Origin of the sequence: Bacillus sp. GbtcB14, from assembly GCF_019091205.1 — a bacterium.
GTDB classification, from domain to species: domain Bacteria; phylum Bacillota; class Bacilli; order Bacillales; family Bacillaceae_G; genus Bacillus_A; species Bacillus_A cereus_AG.
Window position 1 is genome coordinate 314728 of record NZ_JAGXJT010000001.1, and the last position, 16189, is coordinate 330916.

Here is a 16189-nt window from a genome sequence, read left to right on the forward strand (position 1 = left end):
AAATTGCATCTTTTGAAGAATGGTATATAAAAATAAAGGGGGGATTACATGTACATGTATCATAATGGACTCATTATTCGCGAGGGAACGAATGGTGTACCAGCATACGCAATTAAAGCTTTGTTTGAAGATGCTGGTTGGAGCAATGATAATATCCCTTCTTGGCAAATTGAAAAATTCACGATAGCATTTGAAAATTCAACATGGGCATTTACAATTTGGGATGAAGAAGAGATGATTGCGATGGTTAGAGTTATTTCTGATGGAATCATGGTCGCGAACATAGTAAATTTAGTTGTGAAGTGTGAATATAGAGGAAAGGGATTAGGTAAGAAGCTTGTTGCTCTTTGCTTACAAAAGCTGCCACACGGTGACTGGTTTGCACATACATCTGCGAACAATTTTGATTTTTATAGAAGTTGTGGTTTTGAGGTGAGAGAGTTATCAAGAAATGGAACATGTGCGTACTATGGATATCAAGTTGCGAAAAGAGATGGTCATCGGTAAATGAGCGAAAAGCAAAGAAATAGTACAGTTATAAGTATTTCTAATTCTTTTTGTAATAGAAAATGAATTGAGACTCATTTTATGATAAAATGAAAGAAAATTCTGTTTGTTTACAGGGGGATCAAAATGAGTATAAAAGTTGGGGATGTATTTAAATACGAAAGAAGATTTACTGAGGAAGAGGTTTTTGAATTTGCAAATATTACAGGAGATAAAGGTAGGCATCATATGGAATATGATGAAAATGGGCGTTTAATGGTTCATGGTTTATTGACTGCTAGTATTGGAACGAAAGTAGGCGAAGAATTACATTACATAGCAAGAGAATTAGTAAGTGAGTTTATTAGACCAGTTTTTACAGGAGATACGATCACTTGTGAATTAACTTTAACAAATATTGAACAGATGGAAGGATACAAAAAGGTTTCAATCGAGTCAGTTTATCGCAATCAACATGAAAAGACTGTACTAGTTGGGACAAGCTATGGAGTTATAAGGGGATAAAAAAGAAGCCTGATTTAGAGGCTTCTTTTTTATTTAATAAACACGTTTTCGATTTTCTGCATGACTAGAGATGAGTAATAATGCCGTTTCTTCTCCTATATTACGAACGATATGAGGAACACATGCATTCCAAGAGAAAGAATCCCCTTCTTCTACAATTGCAATATCTTCTCCATGTTGAACTTCTAGTTTTCCACGTAATACAAGGTGACATTCTTCCCCTTCATGGGCATTTGGTGAGTTTTCCTTCGGAAACCCAGCAGGAATTTCTACGAGATTTAGGCGAAGGCCACCTTGCTCTGCAACATGTTCAATTCTTTGCTCATCTTTTCCGTATACACTGTATTTACGCTCTACTTTTTTGACAACTTTCAACCGATCTTTTTGTTCTAATAATAAATAGGGAAGAGGAACGTTTAAAAAATTGGAGATCGTTTCTAAAGTTGAGATAGATGGTGAAGTTTTATTATTTTCAACCTGACTCATAAATCCTTTAGAAAGACCTGTTCCTTCACAAATTTGTGCGATTGTTATGCCTCTACGTTGACGAATTTCACGTATTGCAGAACCAATATTCATAAAATCAAGCTCCTTTTTTGTAAACAACTATTTGTATCATAGCAAAAAAAATATATTTTTTCCCAGTGAAAATGAATTGACGAATAAAAAAAAGTAGTGTATGTTTTGTAATGTGAATAAAAGTTTTGTATAAGAAAACTGTAAAGGAGAGAAAGAAATGAATCAACATATTGGTAACTTAATTATTCGTATCGTGTTAGGGGTAACGTTCTTTATGCACGGTTTAACAAAATTCCAATCGGGAATTGACAATATTGCAGGGTGGTTTACAAGTATTGGTTTACCAGGAGGACTTGCATACGGTGTAGCAACAGTGGAATTAGTTGGGGGTCTATTGTTAATTCTAGGTTTAGGTGTAAGATATATTGGATTATTATTTGCACTTGTTATGGTTGGAGCAATTGTGAAAGTAAAATGGTCAGCTGGTTTATTAGGAGATGGAAAAAATCCTGGCTTCGAATTAGAACTTGCATTGTTAGCAATGGGTGCGTACTTATTTGTTGCGAAAGCTGATGGTTTTGTAGATAATTTCTTAAAAGAGAAAATGTCAAAGAAGAACTAATTTAAATGGGGGTATAACAAGATGAGCTTTCAACTTCATCCCGAAACAACACTTGGTGTTGTTCATTTATACGTATCAAATATAAAGAAATCACTAGAGTTTTATACAGAAGTATTAAGCATGAAAGTGCTAAAAGAAGAGGAAACAGTCGTTACATTTGGGAATGAAAATGAAGAACCACTCCTTATCATTGAAGAAAAGAAAGAAGCTTTACCAAAGCAAAGAGGGAGAACAGGGCTATATCATTATGCAATTTTATTACCAAACAGACAGGATTTAGCGAACGTTCTTCGTCATCTTGTAGAAATGGTATATCCACTGCATGGCGGAGCTGACCATTACTTTAGTGAAGCTCTTTATTTAGCTGATCCAGATGGAAACGGGATTGAAATTTATCATGATCGCCAAAAAGAAGTTTGGCGTGATGAGAATGGAGAGCTACCATTTGTTAGTAACCCGTTAGCTGGTGAAGAATTATTGCAGCAAGGAAGCACATGGAGTGGATTTCCAGCTGGTACTGTGATGGGGCATGTTCATTTCCATGTAGCTGATTTAGAAGAAGCGAAACGTTTCTATGTGGATGGTCTTGGTTTTGAAGTAACAATCCCAGCTCGTAATGGCGCGTTGTTCGTATCGGCAGGTGGCTATCATCACCATATTGGTTTAAATACGTGGCAAGGCGAAGGAATACTACCGCAAATGCCAAATTCCGTTGGGTTGAAATATTTCACAATTGTACTAGCAGATGAAAAACAAAAAGAGCAAGTATGTGAAAGCTTAAAAAATATTGGCAAAATTGCTACGTACAAAGATGGAATATTACAAGCCCAGGATCCATTTGGACATTGTATCCATTTCAAAATTAAAGGAGAAGCCTAAAAAAGGCTTCTCTTTTTTTTACTTTCTTATAATTGCTTTTTCGTTTTGTAAAAATAGTTCATCAAACTGCTTTGCCAGTTCAAAATCTAGTTTCGTTAAACCTTTTGCATTCCAAGATGACAAAGTAATAATGACTGCTTTATACTGGATAAGGATAAATGGATGGTGATTATGTTCTTCTGATAGTTTGGCGGCTTCAGAGACAAATTCGACTCCTTTTAAGTAGTCGGAAAACATATATTTTCGTTCAATCCATTTTTCATCTTTTACCATCCATTTATCTACCTTCAATAATTCTCCTTGAACTTCTTCTTCAGTTAATCGTAGCATCATTTCTCACACCCTTTACTGGAAGTAACGTAAGACCATTGTTAATAAGGCGTGTTACAGCTTCGTCAGTTGTGAAAGTATTAAGTTGTTGTAATAGTACTGCTGATGTTTCGTGTCCTTTGTTATGCTCTAAAAGTAATTCTAATATTTCAAGGCGAAGCAGCCATTCTTTCGCATAAAATGTATTTAATACTTTTTGAATTGCTACTAATTGATCGATATGCACGTCGTGTAAAATACCTTCATTTCGAATATCTCGAACTGTTTGATACATACGTTCAAGTTCATTTAATACAAGTGGATCAGGAATTTCTTGTACTTCTTCATCCATTGGGAAAAATGCTGCGGCATCTGCGGCACCTGGGAATACGGAAGTAATTGTTGAACCAACAGCCATATCAAATGTGCCCCATGAAGCATCAAATAGTAAACGATCTTTATAAGTAACTGTACAATCTATAAACGAGATAAGGGCAATTTTATTATCATTCTTTACAATATCAGTTACTGTTCCTTTTACATGAATGTCACTTGCAAAAGTAAAATCTGCACCGCTTCCAATTGTAATGCCTAATGAATGTAACTTTTCTTCTGTACAATCTTCTAGTGCGATATTACCATTTAGTAATCCGACCGGTGTCCCGAATCCATCACTGTGTACAGAGGTAGAATGATTTGCCAACTGCTTATTATGAATTGCTAATGCTGTTGGCGAACTTGTTCGCATGTAAATGACTTCGTCGGCATCATTTTTAATTGTTTCTGTAAATGTACCTGTAATTTGTAATCCGCTACTTAACTCAGTTGTGGCATGATTTTCGGAGTGAATTGCTTTTTCTAATCCTTCTGTGCCACCTGTTTTGAATGCCATCGTTTCAGAGAACGTCTCAAGCGCCTCAGTTAACTCTTCAAATGATTGACAAACAAATAGCTGTGGTTGCATTTTTGTCACATCATAAGTTGTCCCTGTGCAAGCTTCAATTGAGAAAGGAACTTTTTCTACAGCATCTGTTAAGCAATGTTTGCTTTCGCCGACAGAGGAAAGAAGGCCAGCACCGTAGATTTTTGGATCGTCAATATTTCCAATTAATCCATATTCCACTGTCCACCAGAAAAGACGTGAAATTTGTTCAGCTTCTGATAAACCAGAAACTAAGTTTTGTTTTTCAATTACATTATTTTCAGCAGCTTTAACTTCAGCAGGAGTAGAAGTAGGGCTTTCTTTGACAATCGTTAATGTACGAACAGCTTCAAATGCATCATGTTCTTCTTTTGTTGAGAAAGCTTTTGCACCAATTTGTCCAAAACGTTTTACATATTTTGCATATGTAGAATCAAGTAAAATCGGTGCGTGTCCTGCCGCTTCGTGTACAATATCTGGAGCTGGTGTGTACTCGATATTTTCTACTTTACGAATATCTGTTGCAATTGGTAGTAATCCGTGCCCCTGAAAATCGAAAAATGCGACGCCAGGAATAAGGCCATCAATTGTTACAGCTCCCCAGCCGCTTGGTGCTAAGCATTCATTCATTTCTTCTACCTTTGGAATTGCATCTATATTAATACCAGATGATTGTAGTCCATTCACATAGGCTGGATGGGCAACGTCTTTTAAGAAGCTATGATTTTGTCTCATAATGTAACGCCACACAGCGTGATTCACCGGTGTGTATTGCTCATAATGTTGTGTGGATACGAATGGTTTTAAATGCGATGGGATTTCTGTTTTCTTTGTCATTTAGACATCCTCCTTTTTTTCAATAAAATTAAGTATCGGTTTCGTATAGCTTGTACCACCCCCTTTCAATTTGTAAGCGCTTATAAAATTTTATCATAAGATTCGGAATTATTTAACATTTGTTTCTTTGAAAAATAGAAAAAGCCCCTATCGGAAAATCCGATAGGGGCGAAAGAATCGCGGTACCACCCTATTTGTAAGTGAAAATATACTTACATCTCAATTAATGATAACGGAAAAACTCCGTCTTTTCCTTCATGCGTAAAAGCACTATGAAAAAGAAGCTCCAGAATTGTAATTCGTACTTATATATGTGCCAATTTCCACCGACCATTAGCTCTCTGTAACAGGGATATAAGATACTACTGCGATTCTTTCAACGCGTATATATGAAATTATGTAAAAGGACAGACGCAAAAAAGTCCCTATCGGAAAATCCGATAGGGACGATAAAAATCGCGGTACCACCCTATTTGTAAACAAGTAATTGTTTACCACTCACTTTACGATAACGGAAAGATCCGTCTTTCTCTTCATGCATAAACAGCATTACGGGAAAGAAGCTCCAGAATTGTAATTCACGCTTGTATATGTACTGATTCGCACCAACCATCAGTTCTCTGAGACAGGGATATAAGTCGCTACTAGTATTCCTTCAAAGCCGATATATAATTCGTTCAACTAAACTATGTTTTGTATTATAAAACTATATTAAAAAAATTGTCAACTAGAATTTTTTATTTTACATCTAGATCAATGTTTAAATTAGATGTATTTCCAGCTGCATCAGTTGCTACAAGATGAATTGTATTTTTACCTTCTTGTAATTGAGCACGATCGAAATAAATGTCATAGCTTTTCTCCCAAGGATTCAGGAATGCCTGTTCCCATACACCATTTCCATTGATTTCATATTGTAGTCTCACTGGAATTCCAGGTGCTACCCAACCAGATTCTGTCATCCAATCTAGTAGAATATCGTCAACTTTCCCTCTAATTATGAGATTTTCTTGATCAATTTCGTGTGTTAACTTAGGTGCTGTTCGATCAATAAATACAGCTCCTGTTTGTTTTGTTTCTCCACCAGAGTTAGAAGCAACAGCTTCGATTTGGTATAAGCCATCAGGCAACGGAGATCCGTCCTTTCTTGTACCATTCCATTTGAAAGATTTATAACCAGGTGTTTCGTTTTTGCCTTGATATACCATGCCTTGATATGTCACACGGTCTTTCGTAATTAAATTAGCATGAAACGCTATATCTTCAGCTGGTGTAACTAAATAGTAATTGATTAGATTGTCATCTAGTATTTTGTCATTATTTGGACTGAAAGTAGAATTAACGATTTCAAGGCCATCAATACGCTTGTATTCTTTCGGATCAATGCTAAATGTAAATGGAATACGCATTTCTTCAGTTTTCCCTTGCTCTTTTACATACAGATTCCCTGTATATACGCCTTGCGGTAAGGAACTATCTACAGTAATAGTAAAAGGTTTTTCAATATTACTATTCGGTTTCATACTAATAGAAGAAGGGAAAGAAGTTTGGATTTTTGTTTTTGTATCTAGTAATTCAATACGAGTTGAAAAGTTTTTCTTTTTGTTAGAAAGATTTTGTAACGTAATATTTTGTGTTAGTTTCACTTTGCCGCTATTCGGTTTAATAAGACCAAAGCTTACGTTGTTCGGTTTCACTAACGCATCCGTTTGAGCTGCTTTCGGAATGTTAATTAAACCTGATCCTTGTGCCATAACAGGATATGTATTTTCATTGACATCCTTTAATGTTTTTGCAGTGTTGGCAAGAGCAGATTTCAATTGTTCTGTCGTCCAATCAGGATGCATTTGACGTAGTAAGGCAACGGCTCCTGCTACTTGTGGCGCAGCCATACTTGTTCCGTTGTGAGATTCATAGCCACCCCTTGGTACAGTGCTTGTAATGTTTACTCCAGGTGCAACAACATCAGGTTTTATGAGCCAACTTCCTTGTGATGGTCCTCTTGAGCTGAAGTTACCAATCAGTTCGGTTTTGTTCGGTTGTCCAATCTTTATATTTTTCTTTCTTTTTGTAATTAAATTTTTCAATTCTTCGCCATTTGTATTTGATAGTTGCATAACTGGAAGAGTTATATCTGCACGTTCGAAATATTCAGGCATAAGATCAATTTCTTTTTCATTAGAAATTAGTAGCACCCCGATAGCTCCAGCTTGTTTCGCTTGTTCTGCCTTTACTAACGTGCTTGAAGTGCCTTGTAAAACAAGGGCGAACTTCCCTTTCACATCTTGTTTAGCGTAATCGCTTGAATTACCGTAGCCAACATAGACAAGCTGAGCATCGTTTCCTACTTGGAAATCTGCTTTTGATAACGGTAATCCTTGGTAAGATTTATTAGAACCAGCTACTTGGAATGTTGGGAATGGAATAGAAACAGTAGATGCGCCAACAGAGATGACACTACTTGCGTTACCAGGAGCATCGACAGACCAAGGCTTTGGTCCATCATTTCCATTTGAAACGACTGCAGTAACACCAAGTTTTGCTGCGCGTTCTAACGTCATTGTTACAGGTTGGTCAGGGACATTCAAATCTTGACCGAGAGATAGATTTAAAACATCTGCACTATCTTGGATAGCGCGCTCAATACCTTGAATAATATCATCGGTCGTGCCAGTGCCACCATCATTCATGACACGGTAAGCGAGTATAGAAGCGTTCGGAGCAATCCCCTTTATTTTTCCGTTACCAGCAATAATTCCAGCTACATGAGTACCATGTACGTTACCATCCATTGGATCGTTATCTTCATCGACAGTGTCATATCCACCTATATAATTTGCCTTTAAGTCAGGGTGTGTATAGTCTACACCAGAGTCGATAATCGCTACTTTCATACCTTTTCCATCAAGCGGTTTGCCAGATGGGTCTTTTAAATTCCATGCTTCAGGTGCACCAATTGTCGGTCCGCCGATATTTGGTACTTCTTCGTTAGTAGTACTTTTTGATGTTTCATGCAATTTATATGTTAAGTTCGGATAGATTGCTTTTACTTCAGGTAAAGAAGCAAGAGCGGTAATTTGATCTCCAGGAACTGAAATTGAGAAACCAGAAAATAACGTATTATAAACTTCTTTAATTTTTGCACCAGGTGCTTTTTCTTTTATTTTCTTAGTCGTATCTTCTTGTGCCTTTTTTAGCTGGGCATGATAAGACTGTGCATTACTATTTTGTAAATCTGGAGCATGCTGAATGTTACTTTGCGCAGCAAGAGGAGCATGTTGTAATTCTACAATTACAGATATTTCTTTTGTTGTTTTTGTTTCAACATGTTGAGCAATTTTATTTTCTCCCCACTGTTCAATCGTTGTTTTTAGTTGTGGACTAAATTGCTTCTCCTTTTGCAGCGATTCAGCATGTGCGCTTAAAGCTCCAAAATTTGAAAAGACGAGCGCCATACTTAATAGTGTAGATGCAGTTTTTTTCATTGAAACTCCCCCTAATAAAAAGTACCAATATTCCGAAAAAATATCTTACATTTTTGTTATGAAATATAAAATCGAATGTTGGATAAACTATACTTTCGACATAATTCATACCAATCCTCTTTGAATTAAAAATTTCTTGGGAAATTTTTTGGGATTATGTCGAATAGGAATTTTTCACATATTGTAGGTGGGAAGTGAGGAATGCTATGAGGGAAATGGAGGGGTGTTATGAAAAGGTTCATAGTAAGTGGTAGCGCAATGTTATTCATGTTTTTATGTTCAATCACTATTATTAGTGCAGAAAATAATGAAGCGAGAGTTGCTTTTATTCGTCATCATGACCTTTGGATTAAAATTGATGGAAAAGAAAAGCAAATAACAAAAGGTGAGTACATAACAGGGCCGAAATGGTCTCATGATGGAGAATGGATTGCTTATGCCAAAGGAAAGAAACAAAATCACTTTGAACTGTATCGGCTGAAAGATGGAAAGAAAGTTATGCCGTTTCACTCAGAGGCATCAAATTATCAATGGTCACCAACAGATAATATAATTGCCTTTATCTTTACAGGCGCATTAAATACATTTGATGTAGAAAAAAAGAATGCAGATTATGAAAATGTATCGGCTGGTGTAGGTGATTATGCATGGTCCCCTGATGGAAAGAAGTTTCTTGTATCATCTGAAGCACACTTACTTCCAACAGGATGGACAGGGGCTCAGCTATATGAAGTGCAAAAAGATGCACATATGAATCCTCATAAAATGAAACATTTGTATGCATTACCAAATGAACATGATGATTTCCTAGCATTAGTTGCAAGTGGCTTTAAGTGGTCACCAAATCAAAAGTGGATTTCATTTTTAGCAGTACCGACAGCTTCATGGTCAGCTGATAGCAATACGCTTTGCTTAGTTCGGGCAGATGGCAGTCGATTTGAAAAAGTAGATCAAATGTTATTAGACACACAATGGTTTCAATGGGCGCCATCAAAAGATATATTAGCCTATATTGAAGGTAGCGGGAGAGTTGCGTTAGAGAATAAACATTTAAAAGTAAAAGAACTACCAGCACTTCAGCAGAACACATTTACGCCGAAAGGATATGTCGATTGGGATTTTGCATGGAAGAACGATAATGTCATTATCGTTTCACGAGCAAAAGAGGCAGGGATAGAAACGCCACCAGAAAAAAGGCCACTGCCATCTTTAAATGAGATCGATCGTACAAGCGATAAACAACATCAAATTACAAATCCACCTCATAAGCAAGGTGATTATCATCCGATCTTTATGAAGAAGAGCAATCAATTAATATGGGTACGTTCAGACCGTAAGAAAGCTAATGTATGGATTGCACATAGTGATGGGAAACAGGAGAAGAAGTGGATTGAAAATATAGATGTACCAGAGTGGTATTACGAGAGGTGGAATTGGGAAAATGTCATCTCGGTGAAAGAAGAATAAAAAACCTGCCTAAAAGATAATTTTAGGTAGGTTTTTTTATTGTTATTTATGTGTTTTATTTGGCTTTTTTTTCGCTGGGTTTCCGTTCCCTTGACGTTTTCTATTTTGTTCATCTTTTGCTTGTTTTTCATGTAGTGTATCTAAAAAGTCATTTGAGTTACTCATTTTTATATCGCTCCTTTCATTTCGTCCTAATTACTATAACCATTTAGGAGGATAATCATGAGATAAAAGTTAAGCGCCTAATTTTCTTCGATAGTATACGTAAAATATGCCATACGTAATAAATAGCATAAGTAAAACTTGTAACTCAACATTTTCTTTTAAAATAGTTGCGACGGGATCTGGTAAGTAAGGTGATGTATTGCTCGTTCCTAAACCTAACCATTTGTTTAAGAGGTTAATGATACAAAACATGAAAACACCAGACCAGCTTGCAATAATTGCTTTTTGTTTAATTTTTGTTTCACGTTCATCATCTGTAATCCAAGGATTAGCAGTTTTATCACTATTAAAAAATCCATTTATGTATCCCCATATGATCATTCCGATAAAGGCGATAATCCATTTCATATTTGTGATTCCCCTCTCTCTTGTAAAAAGTATTTTACATATATAATTGTAATGTTTTCCAAATTGTTATGTCAAATATTTTTTACATATCGATTTTTCATATAGCAGGAATAATGGATGAGATAGGGAAGAAATTATGTTGAAGGATTTCATAGCGAGAGGAGGGTGGGTATGAAACTAGTCTTTATTCGGCACGGTGAAGGAGAACATACAAAGGATTTGCCGTCAAGTTTACAAGTGTTGCATCCGCCATTAACGAATGAGGGAAGGAATCAGGCTAAATTAATTCAATTCGATGTACCATTGCAGGAAACGGATATATTAATTGCTAGCCCTACACTTAGAACTTTACAAACGGCGACTATATGGAGTACGAAAGTAGCTTGTCAAAAAATTGTCCATCCATATGTATCCCCACGTATTTTTCCTTATCGAGAAGGAGCGAAAACATTACCATGTGATCATATAGTAGGTCAGGAAATGATAACAAATGTATTTCCACATTTTTCGATAGCGAAAAGCACAAATAAGCGGCTATGGACAGAAGGTATAAATACTATTTTAGAGAATCGTTTTCAGCAAATAGTAGATGAATTCCTCCTTTGGTGTTATGAGCTGGGTGCGGAAAGAATTTGTATTGTATCTCACGACGGGACAATTACAGCGTATCGGCAATATTTACAGAAAGTCGTTTTAACTAGATCTGATTTTTTGAAAGAAACGGGTATATATGAAATGGATGTATCCCTTAAAAGTCTGATTGATAAGGGTTGATTATAGGATGGAGGGTGTATGTTGAATGTTGCATTAGTAGTTGGTTTTAATTCGGATTTAGAGGCGCAATCAATCCGAGCATCGCTTGAATATTTTGGAGCAAAAGTTATAACATACTGGATTGGTAGACCGAAAGAGTTCATCGATATTCTTTCTGGAAAGAGTTTATATAATGATATTGATTATGTGGTCTTTTGCTTTCATGGTGAGGAAGGAAAATTTGTGATGGAAGAGTTAGGTGAAGATATATATGAACAAGATGAACCGAGGGGATACTTTGGTGCAGCAGAGATTTATAAATATGCAAAATTGCATAATACACATATTGTAAATAGTGGGTGTACGTTAGGGGAGCGAAAACTAGCAGAATCTTTTTTACGTAGTGGGGCGAAATCGTATATTGGATCGATAGATTATGTAGATGGGAATGCAGCACTTATGTTTACAATACGCTTATTTTATGGGCTTATTAACCATGCAAAAACGTTAGAGGATGTTTTTCAAGAGGCGAAATTAATTGATGAGGAGACACATACATTTCAATTCTATAAATAATAAAAAATGCCTTTATTCTATATTCGAATAAAGGCGTTTCACATTTAACTCACATTTTTTTTACATTTTCTTCAATGAAAATGATTATCACCTATGGTATGATATGTTCAAGTTTTTACAGGTGAAAAAAGTTACTATATAAATGTTAGTTTTTAATGTTTCATACACATGTCACAAATTATTCGTAATTAACATTTGAAAAATAAGTAACTAATGTTATTATATTATCTGTAACTAACTTAATTACAACTTTAGGAGGAAGATATGGTTATTCAATTTTTAAGAGAAAACAAAGCAGTTTCTTTTGTGTTAGCAGTAATTCGAGTATATCTTGGTTACACATGGTTAATGGCTGGAATCGGTAAACTACAAGGAAAAGGATTCGATGCAACTGGTTATTTACAAGGTGCAATTGAAAAATCTAAAGGAGCACAACCGGCTGTTCAATCTTGGTGGGCATCATTTTTACAAGATTTCGCAATTCCAAACGTTGATCTATTTAATACACTTGTAACGTGGGGAGAAATTTTAGTTGGAATTGGTTTAATTGTAGGCTGTTTAACAAAAACAGCGGTCTTTTTTGGCCTTGTAATGAACTTTTCCTATATGTTTAGTGGGTCAATTGGTGTAAACCCTGAAATGGTTATTTTATCAATGTTCGTTCTAGTCTCTGGTATGAACGCTGGTAAATTTGGAATGGATGGTTTCGTTATTCCAAAAGTATTAGGATCAAAAACGCCAAAACGCCAAAAGCAAGCTGCTTAATATATGAAAACGGGTATCTCAAAATGAGATACCCGTTTATATTATTTTTCAACTTTTATTGGATTGTTCTTAAAGAAGTCTTTTACATAACCTACAAACTCTTGTGGCTCTTGACGAAATGGTGCATGATAACCTTTTTCGATAATATGGAAAGTACTATTTTTTAAGAATTGATGATACGTTTCTCCTTCTTTCCAAGAAACGCTACTATCATTTCTTCCCCATATAATTAAAGTTGGTTGTTTGATTTCATTTGCATTGATTTGAAGACGTCTAGGCCATAATTTCATTTTGTTGTAATGTTCTTCATCGTCACGCTTAAACTTCACTTGGCTCTCATCATAGTCTTTAACAGAAGAAACAGTATTTAAATCAGTCGATAATTGTGGTTTCGGAGAACCTGTTTTATTAACTAGTGTATGAGGACCGCCTGTGGCATCAGTTAAGATAAGGTGGGTAACTGCTTCAGGGTATAAATATGTTAAATTAAGAGAAATTTCTCCGCCCATTGAATGTCCCAGTATTGCGAATGAATCATAGCCGAGTTTTTTCATTAACTTATAATACAAGTTTGCATGAGTTGGAAAAGAATAATAAAAATCCATCGGCTTTGATGAGCGTCCGAATCCTAAAGCATCAACAGAAATAATCGTATGATTTTTTGCTAAATCTGAATAAATCTTTTGGAAGCCATCTGATGACCCTCCAAATCCATGAATCATAAGTAAAGGTGGTTTTTCATTACCAATTTTTTTAAAGTAAATGGTTTGACCATCTATTTCTACCATTTTTTCCTCGGTAGTTAGTTTCGCTGTAATTGTATTTTTAACTTGTTTTACTTGTTCTACTGGCTTTTCTGCTGCACTACATCCTACTAATAGTGTAAGAGTAAGACAACCTACTATAAAATAGCTAAATCGCTTCAATGAGGTGTCCCCTTTCTAACATAACGCTGTATCTATCATAGCAAATAGCATATTACGATTTCCAGGAAGTTGGCTACCATTTTTCATCATAAGAGGTGAAAGAAGCGTTTCTTGGAAATTTTCTGTTTGAAGAAATTTACGAAATGAAAATTGTGAATGTGGGACATCAATTCGTACTGTGCCATTCCAACATTCACAGATCTTCTTGAATAATTGGATAGCATCCTTCTCTTGTTTTGCGATAAGTGGATTGACGCATAATATATTACCTTTTTGTATACATAAAGAAAAAGCTTCTATACAGTTATTTCTCTCGATTTTAAAAGAGTACCTAGTTCTTGGTAATAGTAATGAATAAAGTAAAGAACGATTAGCACCAGTTGTAATTTGATCGAGAGAAATAAGTGATACAAGGTCTGGTTCGTTCACTTGTTGCGTGTGTACAATATGTGTTTTAGTAGTTTGTTTTTCAAAACGATGAATCGTCGTTACTGTTTGAAATCCGCACGATGTATAAAGAGGCTCGCCAGCTTTTGTTGCAATAAGTGCAATTGGTTGTTTTGGGTGAGTGTATTCTAAGCAGTGATTAAGCAAAATCCGCCCGATGCCTCGGCTTTGAAAATTAGGGTGGACGATTAACATGCCGATAGTAGAAAAACTATCTTTAAAAGGAAATACTCCTCCAGCTGCAATCAGTTTATTTTCATGCATATAACCGATAAGTGTGCCGAGCGAAAGATACATTTCGAATTGTTTTTTCATAAATGCTTTATCTTGTAACCATCCAATAGCTTTGCAAAGGTCGAGTAAATCAAAAATAAAAGTTTCATCTAGCTTTATTGTTTTCATAAATGTTCACCACTTTTCTATTAATTTTCATAAAAGTAGATTGAAAGTGTTAAATAAGAGATTTACTTTAAATGAAATCCAACTTATTTATATTTTGATTGTAAAGGGGAAGAAGGTTGCTATGAAGGGACAAAGTTATACAAATTATAACTGATATTTACATAAGTTAACAAAAAATTTACATATAACTAATTTTATCTTAATAGTCTTCTATTAAATTTGATAGTGGGAAATGAATAACCTAATTAGGGGGACAATATAGTGAAAAAGTTTGTGAAAAAAGCATGGCCATTTGCAGTTGTGGCATCGTTAGCTGTTACTTCGGTAGCAACATGGAATTTTACTCGTTCTAGTGAGGTTAATGCAGATGAGAGCGGAAGCAATGCAAAGATTAAAAATGTCATCGTATTAATTGGGGATGGTATGGGACCTTCATATATGACGGCTCACCGTTATATGAAAGATAATCCAAAAACTTTTGAGATGGAATCTACAGAATTTGATAAGCATCTTGTAGGAACGCAAAAAACATATCCGGAAGATGAACATGAAAATATTACAGACTCTGCATCTGCAGCAACAGCTATGTCGGCAGGAATTAAAACATATAATGCAGCAATTGCAGTTGATAATGATAAAGCAGAAGTAAAAACTGTTCTTGAACAAGCGAAAGAAAAAGGGAAATCAACGGGACTCGTTGCTACTTCTGAAATTACACATGCAACACCAGCGGCTTTCGGTGCGCATGACATTAGTCGTAAAAATATGGACGCAATTGCAAATGATTATTTTGATGAGAAAATTAAAGGGAAGCATAAAGTAGACGTTATGCTTGGCGGCGGTGTAAATAACTTTGTTAGAAAAGATCGCAATCTTACAGAAGAATTTAAGAAATCTGGTTATAGCTATGTAACAGATCGAAATCAATTATTAAATGATAAAAACGATCAAATTCTAGGTTTATTTGCACCAGGCGGATTAGATAAAATGATTGATCGTACTGATAAAACACCTTCATTAGAAGAGATGACAAATGCAGCGATTGATCGTTTGAATAAAAATAAAAATGGTTTCTTCTTAATGGTTGAAGGAAGCCAAATCGACTGGGCTGGACACGATAATGATATCGTTGGTGCAATGAGTGAAATGGAAGACTTTGAAAGAGCATTTAAAGCAGCGATTGAGTTTGCGAAAAAAGATAAAAATACGTTAGTCGTTGCGACAGCAGATCACGCTACAGGTGGATTATCTTTAGGTGCAAATGGTGAGTATAACTTTAAAGTAGATCCAATTAAAGCTGCAAAGCGCACACCAGACTTCATGGCAAATGAAATTGCAAAAGGTGCAAATGTAGAAGAAACATTGAAAAAATATATTGATTTACAATTAACACCTGAAGAAATTAAAGCGGTAAATGATATTGCTCCTTCAAAAGATGTAACAAAGATTGATAATGCGATTGAGGATATTTTCAATAAGCGTTCGGTTACAGGATGGACAACAGGTGGACATACAGGGGAAGATGTAAACGTATATGCATTTGGCCCTGGTAAATACTTGTTCTCTGGTGTTCAAGAGAATACAAATATTGCCAAACGCGTCTTTGATATTGTTGGCGGTGGCGATCCGAATAAAGGAAGACGCTAATTATAAATGGAAGTGAGGCAAAATGCCTCACTTTTCTTTTTAGGAGATG

At 35.6% G+C, this 16189-nt stretch carries 16 protein-coding genes, 1 pseudogene and 2 other annotated features; of the genes and pseudogenes, 9 read left to right on the plus strand and 8 right to left on the minus strand.

Annotated features, from left to right (window positions below; all coding sequences use genetic code 11):
• The first annotated feature begins 48 nt into the window (after positions 1-48).
• Together KVT31_RS01650 and KVT31_RS01655 are read left to right on the plus strand one after the other, a co-directional pair.
• Positions 49-507, plus strand: a complete 459-nt coding sequence (locus KVT31_RS01650; protein WP_088097819.1) for a GNAT family N-acetyltransferase — start codon at positions 49-51, stop codon at positions 505-507.
• A gap of 126 nt (positions 508-633) precedes the next feature.
• Positions 634-1011 (plus strand): hotdog family protein, encoded by a 378-nt coding sequence (locus KVT31_RS01655; protein WP_000025009.1) that lies wholly within the window; start codon positions 634-636, stop codon positions 1009-1011.
• Between the two features lie 33 nt (positions 1012-1044).
• Here KVT31_RS01655 and KVT31_RS01660 read toward each other — a convergent pair whose 3' ends face one another.
• Positions 1045-1590 (minus strand): helix-turn-helix domain-containing protein, encoded by a 546-nt coding sequence (locus KVT31_RS01660; protein WP_001020698.1) that lies wholly within the window; start codon positions 1588-1590, stop codon positions 1045-1047.
• Between the two features lie 157 nt (positions 1591-1747).
• On the opposite strand from KVT31_RS01660, the gene KVT31_RS01665 reads away from it, so the two are divergent.
• Complete coding sequence (locus KVT31_RS01665; RefSeq protein WP_001071557.1) at positions 1748-2152, plus strand: DoxX family protein; 405 nt, start codon at positions 1748-1750, stop codon at positions 2150-2152.
• A 21-nt stretch (positions 2153-2173) separates the two neighbouring features.
• On the plus strand, positions 2174-3031 hold the full coding sequence (locus KVT31_RS01670) for a VOC family protein (protein ID WP_088097818.1): 858 nt from the start codon (positions 2174-2176) through the stop codon (positions 3029-3031).
• An 18-nt stretch (positions 3032-3049) separates the two neighbouring features.
• Here the strand turns inward: KVT31_RS01670 and KVT31_RS01675 are convergent, their stop codons facing one another.
• From KVT31_RS01675 to KVT31_RS01685, 3 genes are all read right to left on the minus strand, one after another.
• Complete coding sequence (locus KVT31_RS01675) at positions 3050-3364, minus strand: 4a-hydroxytetrahydrobiopterin dehydratase (protein WP_088097817.1); 315 nt, start codon at positions 3362-3364, stop codon at positions 3050-3052.
• On the minus strand, positions 3345-5099 hold the full coding sequence (locus KVT31_RS01680) for an aromatic amino acid hydroxylase (RefSeq protein ID WP_088097816.1): 1755 nt from the start codon (positions 5097-5099) through the stop codon (positions 3345-3347). The genes KVT31_RS01675 and KVT31_RS01680 overlap by 20 nt, the downstream gene beginning before the upstream one ends.
• A gap of 161 nt (positions 5100-5260) precedes the next feature.
• Positions 5261-5488, minus strand: a binding site (T-box leader).
• Between the two features lie 50 nt (positions 5489-5538).
• Positions 5539-5767, minus strand: a binding site (T-box leader).
• A 69-nt stretch (positions 5768-5836) separates the two neighbouring features.
• Positions 5837-8584, minus strand: a complete 2748-nt coding sequence (locus KVT31_RS01685; protein ID WP_088097815.1) for a S8 family serine peptidase — start codon at positions 8582-8584, stop codon at positions 5837-5839.
• 228 nt (positions 8585-8812) lie between these two features.
• Here KVT31_RS01685 and KVT31_RS01690 point away from each other — a divergent pair, with 228 nt between their 5' ends.
• Complete coding sequence (locus tag KVT31_RS01690; RefSeq protein WP_088097814.1) at positions 8813-10051, plus strand: TolB family protein; 1239 nt, start codon at positions 8813-8815, stop codon at positions 10049-10051.
• 42 nt (positions 10052-10093) lie between these two features.
• On the opposite strand, the gene KVT31_RS01695 is transcribed toward KVT31_RS01690, so the two are convergent.
• The gene (locus tag KVT31_RS01695; protein ID WP_000071861.1) at positions 10094-10216 is read right to left on the minus strand and encodes a DUF4023 domain-containing protein; all 123 of its coding nucleotides are present in this window, start codon (positions 10214-10216) and stop codon (positions 10094-10096) included.
• Between the two features lie 69 nt (positions 10217-10285).
• A complete protein-coding gene (locus KVT31_RS01700; RefSeq protein ID WP_088097813.1) occupies positions 10286-10624 on the minus strand; it encodes a phosphoglycerate mutase in 339 nt (112 codons plus the stop codon).
• A 68-nt stretch (positions 10625-10692) separates the two neighbouring features.
• Here KVT31_RS01700 and KVT31_RS01705 point away from each other — a divergent pair.
• From KVT31_RS01705 to KVT31_RS01715, 3 genes and pseudogenes are all read left to right on the plus strand, one after another.
• Positions 10693-11398 (plus strand): annotated as a pseudogene (locus KVT31_RS01705) (histidine phosphatase family protein).
• A gap of 18 nt (positions 11399-11416) precedes the next feature.
• Positions 11417-11953 (plus strand): delta-aminolevulinic acid dehydratase, encoded by a 537-nt coding sequence (locus KVT31_RS01710; protein ID WP_088097811.1) that lies wholly within the window; start codon positions 11417-11419, stop codon positions 11951-11953.
• A gap of 264 nt (positions 11954-12217) precedes the next feature.
• Positions 12218-12718 carry a DoxX family protein gene (locus KVT31_RS01715; RefSeq protein ID WP_088097810.1) on the plus strand — a complete coding sequence of 167 codons (501 nt, stop codon included), beginning with the start codon at positions 12218-12220 and terminating at the stop codon, positions 12716-12718.
• A 41-nt stretch (positions 12719-12759) separates the two neighbouring features.
• Here KVT31_RS01715 and KVT31_RS01720 read toward each other — a convergent pair whose 3' ends face one another.
• Both KVT31_RS01720 and KVT31_RS01725 read right to left on the minus strand, forming a co-directional pair.
• The gene (locus tag KVT31_RS01720; protein WP_088097809.1) at positions 12760-13644 is read right to left on the minus strand and encodes an alpha/beta fold hydrolase; all 885 of its coding nucleotides are present in this window, start codon (positions 13642-13644) and stop codon (positions 12760-12762) included.
• Positions 13645-13659: 15 nt separating this feature from the next.
• Positions 13660-14493, minus strand: a complete 834-nt coding sequence (locus KVT31_RS01725; RefSeq protein WP_088097808.1) for a GNAT family N-acetyltransferase — start codon at positions 14491-14493, stop codon at positions 13660-13662.
• A 261-nt stretch (positions 14494-14754) separates the two neighbouring features.
• On the opposite strand from KVT31_RS01725, the gene KVT31_RS01730 reads away from it, so the two are divergent.
• The gene (locus KVT31_RS01730; RefSeq protein WP_088097807.1) at positions 14755-16140 is read left to right on the plus strand and encodes an alkaline phosphatase; all 1386 of its coding nucleotides are present in this window, start codon (positions 14755-14757) and stop codon (positions 16138-16140) included.
• Positions 16141-16189 lie beyond the last annotated feature (49 nt).

Excerpts from the sequence above, each read along its gene's own strand:
- KVT31_RS01650 (WP_088097819.1), top strand. The coding sequence starts at position 49 with ATGTACATGTATCATAATGGACTCATTATTCGCGAGGGAACGAATGGT.
- KVT31_RS01655 (WP_000025009.1), top strand. The coding sequence starts at position 634 with ATGAGTATAAAAGTTGGGGATGTATTTAAATACGAAAGAAGATTTACT.
- KVT31_RS01660 (WP_001020698.1), bottom strand. The coding sequence starts at position 1,590 with ATGAATATTGGTTCTGCAATACGTGAAATTCGTCAACGTAGAGGCATA.
- KVT31_RS01665 (WP_001071557.1), top strand. The coding sequence starts at position 1,748 with ATGAATCAACATATTGGTAACTTAATTATTCGTATCGTGTTAGGGGTA.
- KVT31_RS01670 (WP_088097818.1), top strand. The coding sequence starts at position 2,174 with ATGAGCTTTCAACTTCATCCCGAAACAACACTTGGTGTTGTTCATTTA.
- KVT31_RS01675 (WP_088097817.1), bottom strand. The coding sequence starts at position 3,364 with ATGATGCTACGATTAACTGAAGAAGAAGTTCAAGGAGAATTATTGAAG.
- KVT31_RS01680 (WP_088097816.1), bottom strand. The coding sequence starts at position 5,099 with ATGACAAAGAAAACAGAAATCCCATCGCATTTAAAACCATTCGTATCC.
- KVT31_RS01685 (WP_088097815.1), bottom strand. The coding sequence starts at position 8,584 with ATGAAAAAAACTGCATCTACACTATTAAGTATGGCGCTCGTCTTTTCA.
- KVT31_RS01690 (WP_088097814.1), top strand. The coding sequence starts at position 8,813 with ATGAAAAGGTTCATAGTAAGTGGTAGCGCAATGTTATTCATGTTTTTA.
- KVT31_RS01695 (WP_000071861.1), bottom strand. The coding sequence starts at position 10,216 with ATGAGTAACTCAAATGACTTTTTAGATACACTACATGAAAAACAAGCA.
- KVT31_RS01700 (WP_088097813.1), bottom strand. The coding sequence starts at position 10,624 with ATGAAATGGATTATCGCCTTTATCGGAATGATCATATGGGGATACATA.
- KVT31_RS01710 (WP_088097811.1), top strand. The coding sequence starts at position 11,417 with ATGTTGAATGTTGCATTAGTAGTTGGTTTTAATTCGGATTTAGAGGCG.
- KVT31_RS01715 (WP_088097810.1), top strand. The coding sequence starts at position 12,218 with ATGGTTATTCAATTTTTAAGAGAAAACAAAGCAGTTTCTTTTGTGTTA.
- KVT31_RS01725 (WP_088097808.1), bottom strand. The coding sequence starts at position 14,493 with ATGAAAACAATAAAGCTAGATGAAACTTTTATTTTTGATTTACTCGAC.